Origin of the sequence: Micromonospora sp. WMMD882 (genome assembly GCF_027497255.1) — a bacterium.
Taxonomy (GTDB): domain Bacteria; phylum Actinomycetota; class Actinomycetes; order Mycobacteriales; family Micromonosporaceae; genus Micromonospora.
This window is the reverse complement of record NZ_CP114903.1, coordinates 3,019,100-3,041,106: the sequence shown is the minus strand read 5'-3', so window position 1 is coordinate 3,041,106 and position 22,007 is coordinate 3,019,100. Positions and strand designations below refer to the sequence as shown.

Annotated in this window: 17 protein-coding genes; 5 read left to right on the top strand and 12 right to left on the bottom strand. The window is 68.6% G+C overall.

Going from position 1 to position 22,007, the window contains the following annotated elements; genetic code table 11:
* Nucleotides 1-63 precede the first annotated feature (63 nt).
* On the bottom strand, nucleotides 64-1,062 hold the full coding sequence (locus O7606_RS12455; RefSeq protein WP_281599257.1) for a J domain-containing protein: 999 nt from the start codon (nucleotides 1,060-1,062) through the stop codon (nucleotides 64-66).
* A gap of 412 nt (nucleotides 1,063-1,474) precedes the next feature.
* The gene (locus tag O7606_RS12450) at nucleotides 1,475-4,666 is read right to left on the bottom strand and encodes a type I restriction endonuclease (protein WP_281599256.1); all 3,192 of its coding nucleotides are present in this window, start codon (nucleotides 4,664-4,666) and stop codon (nucleotides 1,475-1,477) included.
* Between the two features lie 757 nt (nucleotides 4,667-5,423).
* Here O7606_RS12450 and O7606_RS12445 point away from each other — a divergent pair.
* From O7606_RS12445 to O7606_RS12430, 4 genes are all read left to right on the top strand, one after another.
* Nucleotides 5,424-5,765 (top strand): hypothetical protein, encoded by a 342-nt coding sequence (locus O7606_RS12445; protein WP_281599255.1) that lies wholly within the window; start codon nucleotides 5,424-5,426, stop codon nucleotides 5,763-5,765.
* 215 nt (nucleotides 5,766-5,980) lie between these two features.
* A complete protein-coding gene (locus tag O7606_RS12440; protein WP_281599253.1) occupies nucleotides 5,981-6,640 on the top strand; it encodes an ABC transporter ATP-binding protein in 660 nt (219 codons plus the stop codon).
* On the top strand, nucleotides 6,637-7,284 hold the full coding sequence (locus O7606_RS12435; protein WP_281599252.1) for a hypothetical protein: 648 nt from the start codon (nucleotides 6,637-6,639) through the stop codon (nucleotides 7,282-7,284). The genes O7606_RS12440 and O7606_RS12435 overlap by 4 nt, the downstream gene beginning before the upstream one ends.
* An 89-nt stretch (nucleotides 7,285-7,373) precedes the next feature.
* Entirely contained in the window at nucleotides 7,374-8,759 is a 1,386-nt protein-coding gene (locus O7606_RS12430; RefSeq protein ID WP_281599250.1) for a hypothetical protein, read from the top strand.
* A 62-nt stretch (nucleotides 8,760-8,821) separates the two neighbouring features.
* On the opposite strand, the gene O7606_RS12425 is transcribed toward O7606_RS12430, so the two are convergent.
* Nucleotides 8,822-10,021, bottom strand: a complete 1,200-nt coding sequence (locus O7606_RS12425; RefSeq protein WP_281599249.1) for a helix-turn-helix domain-containing protein — start codon at nucleotides 10,019-10,021, stop codon at nucleotides 8,822-8,824.
* Nucleotides 10,018-10,164 (bottom strand): hypothetical protein, encoded by a 147-nt coding sequence (locus O7606_RS12420; protein WP_281599248.1) that lies wholly within the window; start codon nucleotides 10,162-10,164, stop codon nucleotides 10,018-10,020. The genes O7606_RS12425 and O7606_RS12420 overlap by 4 nt, the downstream gene beginning before the upstream one ends.
* A 963-nt stretch (nucleotides 10,165-11,127) precedes the next feature.
* Here O7606_RS12420 and O7606_RS12415 point away from each other — a divergent pair.
* Entirely contained in the window at nucleotides 11,128-12,420 is a 1,293-nt protein-coding gene (locus O7606_RS12415) for a helix-turn-helix transcriptional regulator (RefSeq protein WP_281599247.1), read from the top strand.
* 16 nt (nucleotides 12,421-12,436) lie between these two features.
* Here O7606_RS12415 and cutA read toward each other — a convergent pair whose 3' ends face one another.
* The 8 genes from cutA to O7606_RS12375 all read right to left on the bottom strand — a co-directional run bounded on the left by cutA (nucleotide 12,437) and on the right by O7606_RS12375 (nucleotide 21,969).
* Complete coding sequence (gene cutA / locus O7606_RS12410; protein ID WP_281599246.1) at nucleotides 12,437-12,772, bottom strand: divalent-cation tolerance protein CutA; 336 nt, start codon at nucleotides 12,770-12,772, stop codon at nucleotides 12,437-12,439.
* A 237-nt stretch (nucleotides 12,773-13,009) separates the two neighbouring features.
* The gene (locus O7606_RS12405) at nucleotides 13,010-14,134 is read right to left on the bottom strand and encodes a hypothetical protein (protein WP_281599245.1); all 1,125 of its coding nucleotides are present in this window, start codon (nucleotides 14,132-14,134) and stop codon (nucleotides 13,010-13,012) included.
* Nucleotides 14,135-14,220: 86 nt separating this feature from the next.
* Nucleotides 14,221-16,275 carry a class I SAM-dependent DNA methyltransferase gene (locus tag O7606_RS12400; RefSeq protein WP_281599244.1) on the bottom strand — a complete coding sequence of 685 codons (2,055 nt, stop codon included), beginning with the start codon at nucleotides 16,273-16,275 and terminating at the stop codon, nucleotides 14,221-14,223.
* Entirely contained in the window at nucleotides 16,272-16,454 is a 183-nt protein-coding gene (locus O7606_RS12395; RefSeq protein ID WP_281599243.1) for a hypothetical protein, read from the bottom strand. Before O7606_RS12395 ends, O7606_RS12400 begins: the two co-directional genes overlap by 4 nt.
* Nucleotides 16,455-16,568: 114 nt before the next feature.
* On the bottom strand, nucleotides 16,569-18,179 hold the full coding sequence (locus O7606_RS12390) for a hypothetical protein (protein ID WP_281599241.1): 1,611 nt from the start codon (nucleotides 18,177-18,179) through the stop codon (nucleotides 16,569-16,571).
* 285 nt (nucleotides 18,180-18,464) lie between these two features.
* Nucleotides 18,465-19,487, bottom strand: coding sequence for a glycoside hydrolase family 11 protein (locus O7606_RS12385; protein ID WP_281599240.1), 1,023 nt, complete (start codon nucleotides 19,485-19,487; stop codon nucleotides 18,465-18,467).
* Nucleotides 19,488-20,129: 642 nt separating this feature from the next.
* Nucleotides 20,130-20,972 (bottom strand): DUF72 domain-containing protein, encoded by an 843-nt coding sequence (locus tag O7606_RS12380; RefSeq protein WP_281599636.1) that lies wholly within the window; start codon nucleotides 20,970-20,972, stop codon nucleotides 20,130-20,132.
* A gap of 163 nt (nucleotides 20,973-21,135) precedes the next feature.
* Nucleotides 21,136-21,969, bottom strand: a complete 834-nt coding sequence (locus tag O7606_RS12375; RefSeq protein ID WP_281599239.1) for a maleylpyruvate isomerase family mycothiol-dependent enzyme — start codon at nucleotides 21,967-21,969, stop codon at nucleotides 21,136-21,138.
* Between the last annotated feature and the right edge of the window lie 38 nt (nucleotides 21,970-22,007).

The following is a 22,007-nucleotide window of genomic DNA, read 5'->3' as shown; positions in this document are numbered from 1 at the left end:
GACCGGGTGGGCGCGAAGTTGATCGTGGTGGGCGGCCCTCCCGGGCCGCCCCTCCCACCAGGATCAACGCAGCCAGCGGATGCGGCTCTCGATGTGTCGTATCGTCTGCCGCCAGGCGGACACCACGGGCCCGGGGTGAAGAGCGTCGAGTCGCCGACGCGCGCCCCTTCCGGCAAACGGCCGGTCGGCGAGCCGCAGGAGATCGTCCACCGTGTCCAGGGCCGATCCCGCCCGCAGCATCCCGAGCACCTGGTGAACCTCGAAGGCCTCGGCGATCTCCAGGATGAGATCACGGTTGGCGACGAACAGTTGAGGAAGCCAGGTGGCCGGCGGATGTCCGATACTGGTCAGAATCAGGTCGAAGTCGAAGGATCGGTCGTCGTCGCGATCCTTGGTCGACCCGAGAAACCAGTTCATGAAACCGTCCCAGCCGGGGGCGTCGGCCAGATCGTGCGCGCCGCTGTCGGTCAGGTAGCGGTGCAACGACTCCTCGGAACGGAACAGGAGCAGTTCGCCTTCGAAGCCGAGAAAGGCGGCGTACTTCTGGTGGCGGTCGAAATACGCCCGGAGGGTGTGCCCCTCGTCGCCGGCTGAGGAGGTGATCCTGACCAGCTCGATGGTCGGCGGACCAGCCCAGTCTCCGGGCCGGTGCTCCGGGTGTGTCCACTGCGCCCGGGGAGGCTGAAGCTCCCGGGCCTCCCGCTCCCGCGCCTGCCGTTCGCGGTTTCTCTGTTCGCGTTCCTCTTGTGCGCGTTGTTCGCGCGCTCGGCGTTCGCGGGCCTCCCGGTCACGCTTCTCGCGCTGCTGCTCACCAGCGCCGGGCGCGCGGGTCCGGCGGTCGTGGTCCTTCTTGATTAGTTGGTACGCGGCGTTGATCAGTTGCATCTGACGGGTCGCCTCTTCGCGGACCTTCGCGTTACTCGACTCGTGCTTGTCCGGATGCCAGATCTGCACGAGAATGTGATAACGCTCCCGGATCTGCGGTAAGGACGCATCCCGGCCGACGCCGAGAAGGGCGTACGGATCCTGCCCATCAGGCAACATGTATTCGCCCGATCTCATCATCGTGGATGGCCGACCGCAGGAATGATAACAGACCGGCGCAATCGGTCCTTCCGATGACATCGGTCCTAAGTGGACGGTCCGGGATAGTGTGTGACGTCTGTGGTTCCGGGGTCTTCCCGGAGGCCATCACAGGGGTAGAAGAGCACCGTGTCTGTTCGGAAGAGGATCGGCGTTCTCTCGGTAGCCGCGCTCACGGCCCTGGCGATGACCGCCTGCGGCTCGACGCCCGGCTCGTCGCAGACGCCGGAGCAGCCCAGGTGACTGTCGACTACACCCACTACGACAAGCCGGTGACCGTCGAGACCCCGCCGCCCGCGGAGACCACCGACCTCGCCGAGATGCTGGCGGGCCTCAAGGACCTGTCCGCAGGCAACTGACCGGGTACGGGCTCCCAACCGTCGGGTGTGGGTCAGGCGGCGTCGTCGGTCACGCCTTCCTGTTCCCGGATCATCCGCCAGGCGGCGCTGCGGGCGCTGCGGTTCAGGGAGGTATGGAAGTCCGGGTCCACGGCGAAGTACCGGCGACCCAGGTCGGCGACGGAGTCGAAGTGGTCCGTCATCCTGTCCCTGAACACCGGCTCGAAGACGTGCCCGAAGTTCTCCTCGTCGTTGACGACGGCGGCGGCGCGTACCTTCGGGTCGGCCAACGCCTCGTCGAACGGCTTGACCACGTCCTCGTCGGCGAAGTTGGTGCCGTACCGGTCGTTGAACCGGGCGATCAGCTCGGACAGCGGTGACTTCTCCGGTTCCTTGACGCCGCCGGGCCCGGCGCCGAAGCCTTTCATCTCGCCCGGCCCCTCCGGGTCGAGCCGGACGTCGTGCTCGCCGGTCTGCTCCACCCGCAGGTGACTGAGGTCGATCTCGCCGATGTCGACGCCACCGTCGCCGCGCCGGGGCAGCCGGTTGAGCAGGTGCCGCCCGTAGAGGTAGAGCCGTTCCAGCTCGGCGTCGGTGTAGGGCACGATCTGGGCGAGGAAACCGTACTTGCGGACATAGTCGGTCAGGTCGGCCCGGAACGTCTCGGCGGTCTCCCGGTCCGCGTCGTCCTCGCCGTCGAGCAGCGCGGTGAACCGGGCGACGGCGGGGGAGAGGTGCCGGTACAGCTCGGCGTGCAGCTTCTCCCAGGCCGCCGCGCTGCCGGCGACGGCCTGTTCCCCGGCCGCCGCGCGGGCCACGGCCTGCTCCCCGGCCGCCAGGTACGCGGCCACGAACTCCTGCATCTCCGCGTCGACCAGCAGCGGCGGCGACATCACCCGGCTCTGCGCGGTGTAGAGCAGGTTCGGGTCCGACGGCAGCGTCTCGGCCTCCTCGAAGTACGGCCGGAACGCCTCCTTGATCTCCTCGGCGTCGTTGACGAAGTCCAGCACCGCCAGATCGGCCTGGCTCTTGCGTTCGGCGGTCCGGTTGAGCCGGGACAGCGTCTGCACGGCCGCGATGCCGGCGAGCTTCTTGTTCACGTACATGGTGGTGAGCAGCGGCTCGTCGAAGCCGGTCTGGTACTTCTCCGCGACCACCAGGATGCGGTACTCCCGCTGCCCGGCGGCGCCGGCGCGGGCGCTTCGGTCGTCGGCCCGGGTGTACCCGAACGCCTTGGGCAGCGCGGACTCGGCCAACCCGCCGTTCTCCCGGACCTCGGTGACCTCCTCGCCGTCGTAGCTGAGCGTGCCGGAGAACGCCACCAGCACGCCCGGGTCCGGGTAGCCCCGGTCGGCGAGGTAGCTCCTGATCGCGCGGGACATCTGCACCGCGCTCTGTCGCGACGAGGTGACCACCATCGCCTTGGCCCGCCCGCCGAGCCGGCCGGCGGTGTGCGCCCGGAAGTGCTCCACGACGATCTGCGCGTGCTGGGCCACCGTGGAGTGGTGGGTGAGGGCGTACCGGGCCAGCTCCTTGTTGGCCTTCGCCGAGTCGACCTTCCGTTCGTCGGGGTTGGCGTTGACCAGCTTCCAGTACGTGTCGTACGTGACGTAGCTGCGCAGCGGGTCGAGGATGAAGCCCTCCTCAATGGCCTGCCGCATCGAGTACGTGTGGAACGGGTGGTACTTCCCGTCGTCGCCGAGCGTGCCGAACAGCTCCAGCGTCTTCGCCTTCGGGGTGGCGGTGAACGCGAAGTAGGAGAGGTTGCCGCTGCGCTGCCGGGCGCGGGCGCTCGCCGTCAGTCTCTCCTCGGTGGTACGCGGGCCGTCGGCGCTTGTCGCGCCCGCGTCGTCGGAGTCGGCGTCGAGCCCGAGTTCGCCCAGCACCCGCCGGACGTCGGTGGCCGCCTCACCGGCCTGCGACGAGTGCGCCTCGTCCAGCACCACCGCGAACCGGCTGCCCCGGATCTCGGTCGGGTTCTCCCGCAGGTAGTCGACCAGGGCCGGGAAGGTGTGCAGGGTGACCGTGACGATCTTGCCGGTCTCCCGGGAGAGCGCCCTGGCGAGCTGCTCCGACTTCGCGCCGTGCTTCTCGTCGATCTTCACGACCAGGCCGGCGGTCTGCTCGAAGCTGCCGACGGTCTCCCGGAGCTGGGCGTCGAGGTTACGCCGGTCGGTGATGATGACGACCTTGTCGAAGACCGGCACGCCGGGCGGCACCCCGGGGGCGAGCGCCGCCGGGTCGCCGTGGGTGTGCAGCGACGACAGCCGGTGGGCGAGCCAGGCGATGGTGTTGGACTTGCCGGAGCCGGCCGACGCCATCACCAGGTAGTCGTGCCCGGCCCCGTGCCGGGCGGCGTGCGCGGTGAGCTGCCGCACCGCGTGCCACTGGTGGTAACGCGGAAAGATCAGACTCTTCCGGGTACGCCCGTCCGGGCCCTTCTCCTGACGCAGGGGCACGAAGCGTTCCAGCAGGTCGAGCCAGTTGTCCCGCTGCCAGATCTGCTCCCACAGGTACGAGGTGGGGTACGTGCCGGGCGCGGTGGCCGGCGGGTTGCCCCGGCCGCCGGGGCGGCCCGGTCCGGCGCTGCCGGTGTTGAACGGCAGGAACCGGGTCTTCGGCCCCCGGAGCTGGGTGGTGACGAAGACCAGCTCCGGGTCGACGGCGAAGTTCGCGACCACCCGACGCGAGAAGATCAGCTCCGTCGGGTCACGCTGGGTCCGGTACTGCTCCTTGGCGTGTTCGACGCCGGAGCCGGTGAGCGGGTTCTTCAGCTCGGCGGTGGCGACCGGAATGCCGTTGAGGAAGAGCGTCAGGTCGAGCCGGTTGCCCCGGTCGGCCTGCTTGGTCGCGTACGCCAGCTCGCGGACCACGGTGAGCCGGTTGGCCCGGTAGTCGTCCAGGATCGCCTCGGACTCCACGTACGACGGCCGGAAGTGCGCCACCCGGAACCGGAGACCCTGGACCTTGAACCCCTTGCGGAGCACGTCGAGCAGCCCGTCGTCGGTGAGCGCCCGACCGAGCCCCTTGACGAACTCGCGCTGGGCCGCGTCCCGGTCACCGCCGCAGCGGGTGACCATCTCCTCCCACTCCTGCGCCTGGGTGGCGCCGACGAACCCGAAGAGCTGCGCGGTGTCGAGCCCGAGTTCGGGCCGGTAGTCGGCCGGGTCGCCCTCCGCCCAGCCGTCGGCCAGCAGGGCGGCGACGATCGCGTCCCCGAACACCGACTCGTGATGCACCGCCACGTCGCCTCCCCACCGTGGCCCCGGTGCCCGCCCGGGTCCACGCTGGAGAGTACTGACGGACGCAAGCGCCGCCCAGTCACCTTCCGGTGACGGCCGGGGATGATCGAGGACCCTTTATAGGGGGCGTGTATCCGGTCAGGGGCCGTCAGGACGGTCGAAGCCGTCGAGGAGCCGACAGACCGCGTCGGCGTGAACCCGCGTAGGCCGGAGGTGCCTCACCCAACCGAGCCGGGGCTCGCCACGCAGCCACATGTGGGTCCAAGTCGACGATGGAGGACTTTCTGGCACATTTATTGTGATATCGATCACTGGGCATATGACCCTCGTGGGGTTGGTGAAAATCGATCAAATGCGTAGCGTAAAGCTTACGTCACCCAGAGTGAAGGGATCTTATGAAGGCGCGAAGTGTATTGACATTCGTCTACGCTCTAGTTCTTGGTGTCGGATTCCCGGTAGTGGCCCTCGCTGCCACCTCTTACGAAGGCCAAGACTACTCGCGGGACTACGACTCGGGTGCCAACTACTCCATGGAGACCTGTGACCGGGAGTCCGACAGTCGGCATGTCTACGCCGAATTCCAAATCAACACCGGCGAGTGGAGCACCGTGACTGACGGGAACGGTGCCAACAACAGCTGCGCTTCCCGGGGTGAGTACGCCTACGTGGTGCAACACCGGACGTGTGAGGCAGTCGACTTCTACCCCGACGTCTGCGGCTCGTACGTTTACCCGTGACCGAATCCTGATAGGAGACGCGGATGAAGAAGCTACTGGCCATCGCCTATGCGGGGGCGCTCGCCGTAGGTGCTCCCGCTGCCGCCTTCGCGGCGACCTCGTACGAGGGAAGCGACTACTCGTTCGACAGGTACGAACTGTCGAACGGCTACTTCATGGAGACATGCGACCGGGAGTCCGACAGCCGCCACGTATACGCTGATTACCAGATTGGCAGCGGCGAGTGGACGACCGTTACCGACGGGAACGGAGCCAACAACAGCTGTGCCTCGCGTGGTCCCTATGGTAGCGAAATCGTGCAGCATCGGACGTGTGAGGCGGTCGACTTTTACCCTGACGTCTGTGGTTCGTACGTTTATCCGTGAGCAGTAGTAACTCCAAAGAGTGTGGTGACGTGCTGAGGTAGTCCCAGGCGGGGCGGTGGTCGGCGATCACTCTGCCGACTACCGCCTTGTTTGCTGCCCGGGACTGGCCTCATGTTAAGGTAACGTCTCATGTAGACGTCCGGGTCCCAAGATGCAATGGTGAGTGAATGTCAAATTCCGATTGTGGGAACGGTTTTTCCGATAGCCCGATCCGGGTGGAAGGTCTGGAGTTGTCCGTCCCGGGGCGAGTGCTTCTCAGTGATGCCGAGCTCTCGGTCGGCGCGGGTGAGGCGGTGGCGGTGATGGGGCCGTCCGGATCGGGCAAGACCTCTTTTGTCAACGTCCTGGCTGGTATCCGCCGACCCTCGGCAGGTCGTGTTGTCGTAGCGGGGTGTGACCTGTTCTCGGTGAGTGACAGTAAGCGGGCCAAGCATCGTCTTCGCAACATCGGAATGATCTTCCAGTTCGGAGAGTTGTTGCCGGAGTTGACCGTGTCGGAGAACGTCGCGCTTCCCCTCCGGCTGACCGGTGTGAGCAAGGGGCCGGCTGCCGCCAGAACAGGGGAATTGCTGGACCTGCTCGGCGTGGCAGCCCTCTCCGAGTCGTTCCCCGAGACTCTTTCCGGTGGGGAGACGCAGCGGGTCGGCATCGCCAGGGCGCTGGCGCACAGCCCGAAGGTGCTGCTCGCCGACGAACCGACGGGAGCCTTGGACGAGGAGAATGCCACCACTGTCGTGTCGTTGCTGACCCGACTGGTAGGGAACCTGGGTGTCGCTCTGGTGATGGCGACACACGACCCTGCCGTCGCCGATCGTTGCCATCGGATCGTCACGGTCTCCCACGGCCGGCTCGTCGACCCGATCGTCGCTTCATGAATCCGGTAAGCCCTCTGCTCAAGCTCGCGCTGCGGTTGGCGGTCGGTGGTAGTCCCGGCCAACGTTGGCGGCAGGTGGCTCTCGTTCTGGCCGGCCTGGTGACTGCCGTACTCGCGCTTTTCGTGGTCGGTTCGGCGAATGCGCTTTCGCGGATCGACGAGCGCGAGTTCGCGCGTACCGCAATCGTCGGTGAGACCGACGGCGCGTCGCTCATGCTCGCCAGGAGGGTCGACACCTGGCGCGGCGAGCAGTTTCCGGTCCTGTACCTTGAGCCGCGTCCGGACGTACCGGAATTGGCGCTGTTGCCGCCCGGTCTGTCACGTCTGCCGGAGCCGGGTGAGGCGTTCGTGTCACCCGCGCTGGCCGAGCTCATCGACGATCACCCCGCGCTGGCCGACAGGTACGGTCGACAGCCCGCGGTCCTGCCCGATTCCGCCCTCGGGCGGAAGGACGAACTGCTCGCCTACCTGCGGCCTCCCGCAGGGCGTTCGATCGCTGCCGACGAACGATCGCATCCGATCAAGGGGTACGGCGCAGAGCCGCACACGCCGGGAACGGTGTCGGTCGCGGATCCGTCCGACCTGCCGACTCTTCCCATGCTGCTGGCCGCTCTGGCGCTGCTCGGCGTTCCGATCGGAGTTTGATCGCCGCTGCTACTGCCACTGCCTCACCGGTACGGGAGAGACGAATCCGGACCCTCCGCTGGATCGGGATCTCCCGCCCGGCGAGCGCGATGATCACCCTGCTGGAGGCGGGTTCCCTCTACCTGACGGGGCTGACCCTGGCCGGGATTCTGAGTATGGCGTTCTTGCCTTCGGTGACGAGCGTTCCCATCGTCGGGCAGCGGGTGGTCGCCGGGGACCTGAAGCTCTCGGCTCCTCAGGTCCTGCTGACCCTGCTTGGCCTCCTCGTTGTCGCGTTCGTGGTCGTGGTCGCCACCGACCTGCTGAGGCGGTCGCCGGAGAGCACTCCACGTCCGAGCCTGAGCAGCGCTGTTCCGTCCAGGGTCCGATACCTGCCGCTCGGGGTGTCCGCCGCGATGTTGTCGGTTGCCTTGTTGCTGCCCGGCAAGACCGGAGGCGCCATCGCGCTCGCCTCGGTCGTCGCCTTTCTGCTCGGCGTCCCGCTGATCGCCTCCACCGTCCTGGTCGAGCTGGGGCGTTCCCTCCAGAAGCTGCCCTACCCGGCGACCCTTCTGGCCGGACGGCGGATGGAGCGACGCCCGGTCACGGTTGCCCGGCCGTTGCTGGGAATCTCCGTGTTGACCCTGCTGCTCACGTCCGGGGCCGGTTTCCTCGCGGTGATGGGCACCGGCGACCCGTCGCCGGTCCGGGACCCGTCGACGGTCTCCTACCGGGTCGACGCCCTCGACCTCCGGGACCTCGACATCCGCCGTATGCAGGACGCCCTCCCTGCGGCGGCGGTGCTGCCTTACGCCTTTGCGCCCGAGTCCGGCCGCCTGCTGCTGGGCGCACGGTGTGCGGACGTCCGCAAAGTGGTCAGGACGGCCTGCGATCCCTCCCGGCCCTTCGTGCTCGATGAGGCGGCAACCGATCGCGTTCAGCGAATCATCGGCGGCGTACCAGGCTCGGGCGGATTCCAGTTGACGGAGCCAGGAACGGTGGCGGCGCGTGGAACGTTCGTGCTCGTCCCTCGCCAAACGGTTTCCGACGGAGCGGTCCGGCGGGCGGTGAGCCGGTCTTTCGTGGCCCCGATCGCCGTCACCCCCGAGGATCTCGGCACCCAACGCGAGTCACCGTTGGTTCCGTGGCTGTATGCCGGGCTGACCGCGGCGGCCCTCTGCATCGGCGTGGCCGCGCTCGTCATGGCCACGGACGGTTTCCTGCGGGCGCGCCGGGAAAACGAGGTGCTGCGAGCGCTGGGTCTCACCGCAACCCAGGTGACGAAGTTCGAGGCTTCCCAGTTCGGGTTCGCCTACGGCGCCACGGTCGGCACCAGTTTCCTCGTGGGCTGCGCGCTCTGCGTCCTGCTCACGATCATCGGCGATGCGGAGGCCGTACCGTGGATCGCGCTCGGCACGATTCTCGTCGGCCTGGTCGGAGGGGCCGTCGCGGCGGTGACTTCGCTGATCGCGTTCGGGAGGCTCCAGCACCGGTAGACGGTGGCGCTGCCCGAGAGATGATCATTGGCATCCTCTGGGCGGCGGGGTCATGGGACCGGTCAGGTACGGGCGAGGCCGATGGTGGTGGCGAGGCGGGTCAGGTCGGCGGGGGCGCGGCCGGCGCGTAGCACGGCGGTCAGGGTGGTGTGGGCGGTGGGTCGGAGGCGTACCTCGGCGGGGGCGGTCCGGTCGGCGGTGAGCAGGGCGCGGGCGGCGGCCCGGTGGTCGCCGAGGTCGAGGTGGACGCGGGCGATGTCGACGAGGTGGGCGGCCCGGTGTTCGGCGGGCAGCCGGGGCCAGGCGTCGTCGCCGGTGGCGGCCTGGTGCAGGTCGACGGCGAGACGGTTGTCGCCGAGGCGGGCTGCGGCCAGGGCGCGGGTCAGGTCGACGACGACCGGCCCGAAGGCGTGGTCGAGCTGGTGGCGTTCGGCGTGGGCGGCGGCGAGGTGGGCGGCGCGTCCGGTGTAGTCGGCCACGGCGTCGGGGTCGCCGCAGGTGGCGGCGGCGAGCGCGGCCTCGGTGAGCAGCGTCCCGGCCAGGGCGAGGTGGTCGGGCGGCAGCTCGCCGGCCGGGGGCGGGTCGAGGGGGCGTAGGGCGGTGGTGGTGGCGGCCAGCGCGTACCGGGGTCGGTTGAGCGCCCGGAACGCCTGGGCCAGCGGTACGGCGGCGAGGGCGACCCGGCGGGGGTCACCGGTGGCGGTGGTCATGGCCCGGTCGGCGGCCAACCAGGCGAGGTGCGGCTCGCCGAGTTTGACCAGGGTCTGGGCGGTGAGCCGGTAGACCCGTACCACCAGGAGTGGGTGGGTGGCGGTGGTGGCGTGGCGGGTGGCGGTGAGCAGGTCGGGCAGCAGGCGTAACACCTGAAGGTGGTCGGCGTGCCGGTAGGCGGTGTCGGCGTACCCGGTCTGGTGGTCGACGTGGTTGACCGACGGCGGCCCGGCGGGGCCGGTGGGGGTGTCGTAGTCGGCCAGGGCTTCGTGGACGCGTTCGACGGCGGCGGCGGCCCGGGTGCTGGGGGTGCGGGCGGCGCGGCGGCCGAGCAGCACGCCCGGGGTGACGCCGAGGGCGGTGGCCACGGTTTCGATCATGGGTAGGCGTTCGAGGGTACGTACGCCGCGCTCGACCTTGTCGACCCAGCTCTTGGACTTGCCGATCCGGTCGGCGAACACCTGTTGGCTCATGCCCCGGCTGGCCCGTAGCTGCGCGACGCGTCGGCCGATAGGCAGCTCCCGGCGGTCCGGTTGGCGGGGCGCGCTCACCGCCGGTCCGCCGGGCGGACGGGCTCGGTGTGCTCGCCGCAGCGCGGACACCACCGCGACTTGACCTTGAACGCGAGCAGCCCGGCCAGGAACCCCGGCACCAGCCCGCCGAACACCACGGCCACGATCACTTCGGAAACCACGAACAGACCACCTTCGAAACCCAGGCCACCCCACGGGTACGGCCAGCACGACGAAAACCAGGACGAGGACGTACGCGACCAGGCGTGACCACTGCGCGCCCCGCCCGTGGGGACTCGCGTCTCACAGTTGCCACGCCCCGGGCGATGAGCGCCACTGGGCGGCGAGGGTCATCAGCGGAGCCGCAGTCGGAAAGACCTGGGTCGGGGCGTTCCAGGTGGGCTGGACCGGCCGGGCGCGGCGTGCTGACTGGCAGGGCAGCAGGCCGCCGCAGCGGCAGACTCTCCGCCACCTCCGCCATGACCAGACCGGCCGGTGCCGCCTGGGCGCGGTCCACGGGTCGAAGCTGACCTCCCGAAACACAGCTCACCACCTCGCGCTTTCAGAGACGTTCTTGGTTCCGCAATTCGAGTCCATGGCCATAACTCGGCAAGCTCCAATCTTGATCAGCTTGAGGTCGGCACGCTGCTCATGCGCGAGCGTCCGGCTGACTCGTGTTACCAAGGTGATCAAAGGGCGACGTGTTGACTGTGGATGGACGCGAAAGAGTTAAGCCTGCGCCCTGGAATGTCGGCATCATCGACAATCGGTTCGTTGACAATCCGCTGACACAGGTGCTGTCACGGCGGGATTCACTATTCGATTTGTGATACATGCTGCTGGGCGGCGGCGGAGACATCGAGAACAGAGCTGTGCGTCGGCATGGGTACCGGCGCATGCCTAGACCACGCCGAGACGCTTGCGATCGCTCTGTAGGTATGCGCAGCTCAACCATGGAGGTGTCGGCAAGCCGATTTGCCAATTCCGACAATCTGTTGACACGCCGTCGGGGTGCCCGATCACTGACATTGCGAATAGAATCCATGTCGAGATGTTCGGTGGTCGCGAATGTGTGCTCTGGCCGTGACCGTGCCTCAGCGCGACGCCGATTGGCCCGTTCGATAGTGGTGGTACGACGAGTGGACATGTCCGACGTGGTTGATCTCGATGAGCGTTGGCGCGATCTTGGTCGCCAACTCGCGCACCTGCGCAGTGCGGCCGGTCTGACCCAACACACCTTGGCTCCGCTGGTCCACTATGGGCGCAGCACGATCGCAAACGTGGAGGTAGGTCGGCAGCGGACCCCGCGACGCTTCTGGGAACGATGCGACGAGGCTCTTGAGACAGGCGGCCAGTTGACCAACGCCTACGACCAGATCATCGAGCTCCGACAGCAGACAGCACGGGCGAGTCCGACAGGGCGGGTCAGCGGCGGGCAGCAAGCGGACCCGATCCACCCGGAACCATGCGAGGAGCAAAAATTGCTACGCCGAGAGTTCATCGCCACTACCGCGATGCTGACGGTCTACGGCATGGTGTCCGCTGCCCCGACCGGTAGCCGCCGCATCAACAATCACGACGTCAAAGAGCATGCCAAGAGGACCGCTCGGCTCCGGCGTCTCGACAACTACCTTGGCGGCCGTGACACCCTACGCCTGTACGAAGCGGAACTACGCGCCACGATGACGCTGCTTCGTGCCGCCTCGTTCAACGAAGCCACCGCCGGGGCCCTGCTGGCCCTGCTCGCCGAGCAGACCCAATTGGCGGGATGGGCGGCCTTCGACGCCGGTGACCACGACTACGCCACTGCTCTGTTCAGCCGCAGTCGCTCCATCGCGGTGCAAGCCGATGACCTTCCATTGGCCGCCAACGCCCTTGCGTTGCTGGCGTACCTGCGGGCCAGCCTCGGCCAACCTGACATCGATACAGCAGAAGCCTCTCGCGTCTCCTCGGACTCCGGCGTACCCGCCAACGTGCAGGCACTGCTGTTGGAGCGGCTCGCCTTCACATATGCAGTGGCGGGCAGGGAACGGGAAGCAGGTCACGCCCTCGACGCGGCCCACGACGCGCTTGGCATAGCCGCTACTGATGCCGCCCCTGACTGGGCGACGTGGGTCGACCACGACGAGATCAGGATCATGAGCGGCCGAGTCTGGTCAGAGCTGAGACGCCCCCTCCGCGCCGCCCCTGAACTGGAAGAAACCCTACGCCGCTTCGACGACACCTACGCCAGGGACAAAGCCCTCTACTCCACCTGGCTTGCCGACGCCTACATTTACGCTGGAGAAGCCGAGCATGCCGCCCTCGTGCTCCGCCAAGCCGAACTGCTCAGCACCGGTGTGGCCTCCCCGCGCCCTGCCACGCGCATCGCCGCGGTCCGCCGCCGCCTCGTACCCTCCGCACAAGTGAGGACCGCTGCTCCGACGATCATTACGTAGGTGACGGCAGCACGGCCTACCCCTGGGGGCCTTCTCCGGAGACGGTGTCGTGCACCCAGGATAGGTAGTCGGCTGATCCTGCTACCACTGGTGTAGCGACGATCTCCGGGTTGCTCCATTCGTGGTGCTCGCGGAGGTAACCCTCCAGTTCGGCATAACGGGCTCTGCTGGTCTTCAACAGCACCTGCCACTCCTGGCCGGTGCCGAACGAACCCTCGTGCCAGAAGACCGACTCGACCGGTCCCAAGATCTGGCTACCGGCGGCCAACCGGGCAGCCACCGCGCCCCGGGCCAACCGCTGCGCGGACTCCTGACTGCTGGCGGCCGTGTACACCTGTAGAACCTCATCCATAGTGCGAGGCTACCGAGCCGCCGCAGGTCTCAGGTATACGCCCACCGAAAGTGGCGTAGGAGGCCATTTTTACTGTAGAGACTGAAAACTGGTTCCTACCTCGGCATGAGTAGCGCAAACTAGCGTCGTCCGTCGTAGTGTGGCCTTAGCGTATTTTCTGCCTTTTCCCCGTGACCTGGACAATCTCCTGAGCTAGGTTTAGAGGAATTCGACTTGAGGTTAAATCGTCAACGGTCTCTAGTGTGCAATTCTTCCTGTCACTGCGGCTGTTACCAGTGCCTTCCGCCGCTCGGCGAGGGTGCCTTGCTGTTGTGTCAGCCGCACCTTTAATTCCGAGACTGATTCCTGTGCTGACATAATCTGTTTCAGGGTTCGTTCTCTGTCCGACCGGCTTGTAGGCCAAGATATCAAAAAGTTGGATATGTCTTCCATTCCTAAAGTTGGCTGCGCGGTATCCGTGCTGGTCGCCTGATGTGCTTGCTTCTGGAACGATCCACTTTTTATCCAGGCATGAACGAGATCAACCTCCACGCCTGGTGCCACGCGGATGGAGCAGACGGCTCGGGCGATGTTAGCTCCGGCTAGGCTCTTCGTAGCGATTGCAGTTCTTCCTAAAGTGCCGACTACGCTTACCAATAAATCGCCGGGCCGGACGATGGTTCGAGGATACTTGGCGGATAGTGAAACTGGAATCCTGGGAAGCTGATTAGGGCCTTTTTGGAGATTATTTAGATCATTGACTCTCAGGAACGGGACACCGTCGTCGGAGAATTCGGGGACCAGAACACCGTATCGTGGTCGAGTTGCCATCAGGTATTTGAGTCGTGTCTGCTGACTAGACCTGCTTCTGTCAAATGCTTGGTCAATGCTCGATCGCTCGCGCTCGTCAAGCATTGAATGTTGGGCTTCCCGTGCTTTAATCAGCTTGTCGATGTGGGCGGTTTTGGTATCGAGCAAGTCTGCGATTCGTCGCTGCTCGTCTATGGATGGTAGATGAACCCGAAGGGCGCGCACCCGCTCTGCGCTCAAATGATAAATATTAGCCCCACTGGCGAGTGAAGCAAAGACGCCGGAGCCGAACGCTGACTGGGCCCACCAGCCCAGAAACCTGCCATCGACCAAACCGCTACGGGGACGCATTCTCAGCAGCGTGTTCTGGAAGCAGACGGGGCCACCGATCTCGCCCTGCCAGACGGCAGAGGCACCGACCGATGATAGGCTTCCGCTGCCCTCGGTCACCAGCACGTCACCTGGACGCAGAGCGAAGATTCGCTGTTCGTCAGGGGTGAAGTTCATTGACTTAACGTCGCTGAGGTCGAGTTTTCCGTCCTTGACGTTGGCCGCCCGCAGGTACTTGACCATGTGCGGTCCCTCGGCGTGCTGGGGTGACCGTTGCCTGCCCAGCGCCACCTCGGCGACCGATCGCAGGGCGACCTCACGTGCCCAAGTCACTTCGTCACCTCGCCCAATAGTGCCTGGATCTCGGCTTCGAGGGCTTTTAGTTCGGCGTCTATTTCGGCCAGGGGCCTCGGGGGCTTGTAGACGTAGAAATGGCGGGTGAAGGGGATCTCGTACCCGATCTTGGTTTTGGTGTGGTCGATCCAGGCGTCCGGGACGTGCGGCAGCACCTCGCGGCGCAGGTACTCCTCGACGTCCTCGTGCAGCGGCACGTTCTCGTAGTCGCGCAGGTCGGTGTCCGGCTCGGGTTCGCCCTTGACCAGTTGCGTCTCGCCGTCCGGGTCGCGTACGCCGATCGTCTCGCGGAGCGCCTTCTGGAAGGGGGCGCCGCTGGGCCAGAGCACGCCGGCCTCGGCCATCGCCGTGCGGACGGCTTCCCAGGCGGCCCGCTTGGTCTCCCACGAGCGGCCGACCAGCGGCTTCAGGGCGGTGACGAAGGTGGGAACGTCCAGGGCCCGCGCGATCGGCTTCGACTCGCGTACGGCGGTCAGGGTTTCCTCGGTGACCTCGAAGCGGAGCTTGAGCGGCCGTTCCACGGTGATCCGCTGGTAGCCGAAGTCCTCGTTGGCGAAGACCTTCACCTTGGCGTGCTGCGGGTGCTCCGGGTCGGCGGCGGCGTGCAGCGCGTCGCCGTAGAGCCGGGTGATCTCGGTGATCTGGTCGGCGGTGAGGTACTTGCGCTTGTCGCCGAGGGACTTGCGCATCTTGGCGAAGTGCTCCCGGGCGTCCAGCAGGATCACCCTGCCCTTGTGGTCGGGCAGCTTGCGGTTGGTGAGAATCCAGAAGTACGTGGAGATGCCGGTGTTGTAGAAGAGCTGGTCGGGCAGCGCGACGATGCCCTCCAACAGGTCGTTCTCCAGGATCCACTGCCGGATCCTCGATTCGCCCGACTCGGCGGCCCCGGTGAACAGCGGCGAGCCGTTGAAGACGATGGCGACCCGGCTGCCGCCCTTTCCGTCGGCGGTGGGCTGCTTCATCTTCGAGATCATGTGCTGGAGGAAGAGCAGCGAGCCGTCGTTGATCCGGGGCAGGCCCGCGCCGAACCGGCCGCTCTCGCCGAGCCGCTCGTGCTCCGCCTCGACCTCGTCCTTGACCTTCTTCCACTCCACCCCGAACGGCGGGTTCGCCAGCAGGTAGTCGAAGCGCGCGCCCCGGTGGCCGTCGTCGCTGAACGAGTTGCCGAACTTGATGTTCTCCGGGTCCTGGCCCTTGATCAGCATGTCGGACCGGCAGATCGCCCAGGACTCCGGGTTCAGCTCCTGCCCGAAGACCTCGACCGTGGCGTGCGGGTTGTGCGCGGTGATGTGCTCCTCGGCGGCGCTCAGCATGCCGCCGGTGCCGCACGCCGGGTCCATGACGGTGCGCACCACGCCGGGGACGCTCAGCGCGTCGTGGTCCGGGGCGACCAGCAGGTTCACCATCAACTCGATGACCTCACGCGGGGTGAAGTGCTCACCGGCCGTCTCGTTGGACTGCTCGGCGAACCGCCGGATCAGCTCCTCGAAGACGTACCCCATCTGGTGGTTGGAGACGTTGGCCACCGGCTGGCCGCGCTCGTCCAGCACGACCTCACCGGTGCGCGGGTCGCGTCTGACCGGGTCCAGGTCCAGGTCCGCGAAGCGGGCCACCACCTTGTAGAGCAGGTTCGCCGCGTCGAGGCGGCGGATCTGCTGCGGGAACTCGTACCGGTGCAGCACCTCCTGCGCGTTGACGGAGAACGCCCCGATGTAGGCGAGCAGGTGCTTCGCGGTCTGGCCCGGGTCGCTGGCGACCGTCTTCAGCGTGTAGCCGCTCACGTTGTAGAAGCGGTGCGGCGCGGCGGCGCGCAGCAGGAACCGACTCACGTCGATGTCGTCCCGGTCCTTGAACCGTTCGTGAGCCTCGCGCACCTTCTCCCGGGTCGGCGCGAGAACACACTCCAGCCGGCGCAGCACCGTGAACGGCAGGATCACCTTGCCGTAGTCGGACTGCTTGTAGTCGCCGCGCAGGAGATCGGCGACCGACCAGGCGTGGTTCGCCAACTCGGTGTGTCTGCTGGTGCTCAACGGTTTCCTTCCACGGGGACGTCGGGTGGGAGCAGTGCGCCGCCGGTGAGGCCGGCAGCAAGCGTACGGGTCGTCTCGTCGGCCAGCCGCGCGGTCAGATCCGCCGCCGCCCGCAGCGCCGTGAGCTGCCGGAACGCGCGACCGTACCGCTGCTGCTCGGCCGGCGGCAGCAGCGGCACCCGCAGCCGGCGCGGGTCGACCCGGACGACCGAGGAGCCGGACGACGCCGCGCTCAGATTGTGCTCCGCGGCGAGGAAACCGGCCAGGAACCACGGGTCGGGTCGCGTGTCAGGTCAACCACTGCTGCCGAGGCTGACCAGCACGGCCCCCTGGTAGACGACCACCGGTTCGCCGGCGCCGTCGCGTCGGGCCACCACCACCGTGTCGAGCGGGCCCGGCCGCCACCGGAGCGGGAACGCGCGCAGCGAGATCAGCAGGTGCGCGCCGTCCGGAGTGGGGAGCACCCGGTCCACCCGCTGGTCGCGGTCGGCCCCGGTGGGCACCTCGGTCCGGCGGCCGGTGCCGTCGACGATCAGCAGCCGGTCGGCCCGCTCGCGTCCCTCCGAGTCGGTCAGGTGGCACAGCACCGCGTCCCGGCCGAGCGTGCCCCGGGGGGTGGCGCCCGACGGGACGACGGTGACCGTACCGCCCGGGGTGACGGTGACGGTCTCGCCGCCCGGCCGGAGCGTCAGCGCCGCCAGCGGCAACCCCGACCCCGCTGCCAACGCCGACATGGCTGCTGCCTCGGCGGGCGTGGCTGTCGACTTGTGCGCCCGTATGCCGGACGCCTTCGGCGGATCGGGGTGCGTGATCGCGGTCGCGGTGGAGAGGCGTACCGACCAGATGCGGCTGGGGCGGGGCGCCCACTCGGGGGCGCTCGCCCCGGGCAGGTCCACGACCAGGGCGGTGTCGCCGAAGGCGCGCGCGGTGACGGCCCCGCTGACCGGGGGCAGCTCCGCGGCTCCGGGGCGGCGCTCGCCGAGCTGGCCGCCGCCGTCGACGACCGGCCGGACCGTACCCGAGGTCAGATCGAGCACGGCGAGCCGGGACGTGCCGGAGCGGTTGTCCGCCACGACGGCGTGCCGCCCGTCCGGGGCGAAGGCGACCTCACCGACCGGGGCGAGCAGGGTGCGGACGTCGCCGTCCGGGGTGACCAGGCTTATCGTGCGGATGTTGCCGGGCCGGTGCAGCACGGCGAAGCCGCCGTCGGTGAAGAACCCGACGACCTCGGTGGGGTCGGGGACGGTCACGGTGACCTGGGAACGTCCGGTGCTGGTGTCGGCGATGACGAGCCGCCGGGGCTTCTCGACGGTGACCGTGGCGAGGTACCGGCCGTCGGCGGTGGCGGCGATCGGCGGCGCGGGCAGCTCGACGGCCGGGCTCGCCGCCCCGGAGGTGAGGTCGATCCCGCCGTACCGGCCGCCGGGTCGGTCCTGCCAGGTGACGCCACCGTGGACGGCGGCGGCGCAGACGGCTCCCCGTGCCGGCTGGGTGACGGTGTCGGCGTCGGTCACGGTGAGGCACCGGGACGCGGTGATCGACAGGGTGGGGCCGATCGCCGTGGCTTTCCGGAAGTTAACGTGGGAGGGCAGCGTGATGTCACGGAGGCGACCGCCGACGAGCAGCGCGTCCCGGCGGTCCTCCGCCAACCCCTGGGCGACGGTCGGGAAGCGGGGGTCACCGAGGGCGATCTCGACGTGCCGCCGGTCGGGGGTCAGACCGGCGAGGTCGTCACCGAAGCGGGCCACGGCGAGCAACCCGGTCAGGTCGTCGCGGCGGTCGTCCGCCACGGGCACCGCGAGCACCGCCGGGCCGAGGCCGCTCACCTCCGCCGGCAGCGGGGCCGCCCGGACGGGCAGCCCTTCGGCGTCGTCGGAGCAGCCGGCGACCAGAATCAGAGTCACCAGCGCGATCGTCGAGGTCCAACGGGCTCGCGTCATCCCGCCATTGTCAGCCCGTCCGGCAACCGCCGCAGCGACGTCGGATCGATGTGCCGAGTCGACGGGCTGGACGGGTCTCTCGAGATCGTGCCTGAACGGGGAAGTGGTGGCCTCGGTCGACATCGGGACCACTACTGCCTGGCAGTTGTGTGATCTCGCGGCTGGGCGGTCGGTTCGACCCGCGCGCAGGCAGACGCGGCGGCCGGGGCCGCCGCGCCTGTGGTGCGGTGTGTCAGGAGACGATCAGCGTCAGGCTGTCCGGCAGGAGATCGTCGGCCAGGTCCAGTTGCCGTTCGCCATGACCGTGATGCCGAAGTTGTTGCCATTGCCGTTCGGCCGGGCGGTGATGGTGCCGCTGCTACCGCTGACCTGCGCGTTCCAACTGTTCTGGATGGACTGGCCACCGTTGAGGTTGAGGGTGACCACCCAGTTGTTGGTGCCGCTCACCGCGATGTTCAGGTTGAACCGGTCACCCCACTGCTGACCGGCCGAGATCGTCGCGGTGCAGTTGCCGCCGGACGGCGGGGGAGTGGTCGGGCCGGTGGTGGGGTTGCCGCCGCCACCCTCCCAGACGGTGATGTCGGAGCTGCCCTGGCTCTGGTAACCCTCGGTGGCCATGATCTGGTAGAAGTGGCTGCCGAGGTTCAGGCCGGCGCGGGCCCAGGCGTCGAAGTGGTTGGCGGTGGTGATGGTGCCGCTGCTGCGCTTCTGCTGACGCACGCTCCAGTACTGGTAGAACGTGCAGCGGTCACCGTCGATGCAGGGCGCGTTGACCCGCTGGCTGCGGAGGATGTCATAGGTGCCGCCGTCAGTGGTGACCGTGCCCAACCGGGTGGCGCCGCTGCTCGGGTTGTAGCTGCCGAAGTTCTCCACCACGTAGTACTCGATGAGCGGGTTCCGCGTCCATCCGTACAGGGCGAGGTAGGTGTTGTTGTTGCCCGGGTTGTAGCTGCCCGAGTAGCTGATGGTCCGGCGGCTGCCGGTGGCCCAGCCCTTGCCGCCGACCCAGTTGTTGGTGCTCCGGTCCCAGCTGCTGGAGTAGCGGCCGTCGGCGCGCAGCGTCATGCTGGCGTTGCCGCTGTCCTTCCAGAACGAGAAGTAGTACCCGTTGTGGGTGCCGGTGGCGTTCTGGGTGAGGTGCCGGTCAGCCTCGGCGTGCGCGCTCGGGGCGACCACGAGGGTGCCGCTGACGGCGAGCACCGCGGCGAACGCGGCGCCGAGGAGCAGCCGGACACGGCCGCGCCTCCTCGGGGTGGTCGAGGTGTGCTTCATGTACGTCGTTCCTCCTCGTGACAGCTGGCGGGGGCCAGCGGCGCGGTGCGAACCGCCGGACCCGGTGGCCAGTTACGGCAGCCGGGCGGCCGGGGTGCTACCACGCGGTGGGGGTGGTGTCGCTCGTCCCGCGCAACCGGGGTGAGTAGCGGGTGGTGCCGTCGACAGCGATTCAGTGCCGTCGATGGCGACGGTATTGGGTGGGTCCTCCGCGTGTCAACGACTTTCGGAAACTTTACGGAAACAAGCCTGACGTCGGGATGGCGGCCGGGAGTCCAGTCTGGGCAGCGGTCCTGCCAGGGCGGATGGTCCACAGTGGCAGGCTCGGCTCCACTGTGTGGGAGCAGGTGCGGGCCACGGTTTCCGAAAGTTTCGGCTCCTTCACCTGGCTGTCGGGACGGGTGGTGATCACCCGAGCCGTGCTTCCGCCGGGCGTGCGCCGCCCGGGGGGCGGGCGCGGTCGCCGATAACGGTGATGTGGCGGTGTCCGTCGGCGTCGATGCCGCTACTTCCAGGAAATCGCCTGACGCCCGGCCAAGGGCGGGGCGAGGTGGGGCGCCTGACGCCCGGCCAAGGGCGGGGCAGGGCGGGGCGGGGCGGCCTGACGCCCGGCCAAGGGCGGGGCTAGGTGGGGAGGGGCAGTCAGAAGAGGGTCGGGGGCTCGGCGGGGCCCGGCGCGGTCGGGATCGGGTCGGGCAGGGGGGCCAGGGCGGGCAGCTTCGCGCGTACCTCGTCGTGGAAACGGCGGGCGAGCAGCGGCGCGTCGGCGTTGTCCGGGGTGTGCACGAACATGGTGGGTGAGCGGCCCTCGCGCAGCCAGCCGGCGACCACCTCGACCCACCGCTGCCAGCCCTCGACGGTCCGGGCGTCGTCGTCGCGGCCCAGGTAGCGGACGATCGGCCGGTCGGTCAGGGCGTGGGCGCGCAGCGGCAGGCGGGGCTTCTTCGTCCAGGCGTCCCGTTCGGCGTCGCTGGTCGGCGGGGTGGTGAAGAAGGCGGTGGTGTCGAACGGGATCCACTCGGCGGCCACCGGGGCGAGCGCGTCCTCCAGCAGCCGGGCCTCGTCCGGGTCGGTGAAGAACGCCGGGTGACGGACCTCCACCGCGTACCGGTGGTCGGTGGGGAGCCGGCGCAGGAAGCGGGCCAGGGCAGGAACGTCGGCGGGACCGAAGGCGCCGGGCAGTTGGAGCCACAGGGCGTGCGTCCGGGGGCCGAGCGGCTCGATCGCGGCCAGGAAGGCGCGCAGCTCCGCGCCGGCCCCGGTGAGCCGGCCCTCGTGGGTGACCGCCCGGGGCAGTTTCAGGACGAACCGGAAATCCGGCCCGGTCTGCTCCGCCCAGGTCGCGACGGTGTCCCGGGTCGGCGTCGCGTAGAACGTGGTGTTGCCCTCGACGGCGTCACACCACGCGGCGTAGTGCCGCAGCCGTTCCCGGGCCGGCAACGGATGCGCCAGCAGCCGTCCTGACCAGGCTCGATGGGTCCACATCGCACAGCCCACGTGAAGACGCACGGACCCGATCCTGCCACCGGCCCGTTCCCCGCGCGCTGACGGCCCGGTCCGGCGCGTGACGGCCCGCTTCCGCGCGCTGACGGCCCGGTCCAGCGCGCTGACAGCCCCGGCCGGCGTGCTGACGGTCCGGGTCGGGACGTCAGTTGAAGGTGTTCTCGGTGAGCCAGTCGGTCAGCAGCCGGGCGTCGCCGCGTACCTCGACGGCGTCGCCGTGCGGCGGGCGGCGGCCGTACGCGATCAGGAGCAGGTCGGTCATCGGCGCGCGGACCGTGACGGTGGCCGGGGCCTGGGCGTGCGTCCAGGTGAACGGGGCGGTGGTGAGGTCGACGAGCCATTCGGCGCGGACCTCGGGGGCGGTGTCGGTGGCGCGCAGGCACACCGACCGGCCGGGCGCGAGCGGGGCGGGCCGGTCGTCGGGCGTTGCGGGCGAGGGCGGGGCGGGCGAGGGCGGGGCGGGCTGGTCGGGCGGGAGCGGCCGGGCCATCCGGGCCATCCACTCGTCGAGGGCGTCGGCGGCGTTCTCGGGCGCGGCGGAGAACGGCTGACCGAGGGCCGTCGCCGCGTCGGCCCGGTGGACCAGCATCTCGTGCGCGCCGCGCCGGGCCCAGAACGCGGCCCGCTGCATCGTCGGGGCCGGGCTCCACACCGGCGCGTCCGGCCCGGCCTCCCGCAGCGCCTCGACGGTACGGGTGGCCCGTTCGACGAGTTCGGCGGCGAGCGCGGCCGGGTCCTCGTCGCGGTAGCCGGTGACCTCCCGCAGCGCGGTGGGGACGACCGGCCCGGTGGCCCGGGTACGGATCACCGTGTCCACCCACTGCTGCGCGCCGAGCAGGTGCCGCAGCAGGTGGTTGAGGGTCCAGCCGGGGCAGGTGGGGATGGGCAGGTTCGGGTCGACGCCGTCGAGCATGGCCCGCAGCAGCGTGATCTGGTGGAGGATCTGGGCGCAGTGGTCGTCGTGGGTCGGTCGCCGCATGGAAGAACGGTATCCATGGACGTCGCTTCCGCTGATCG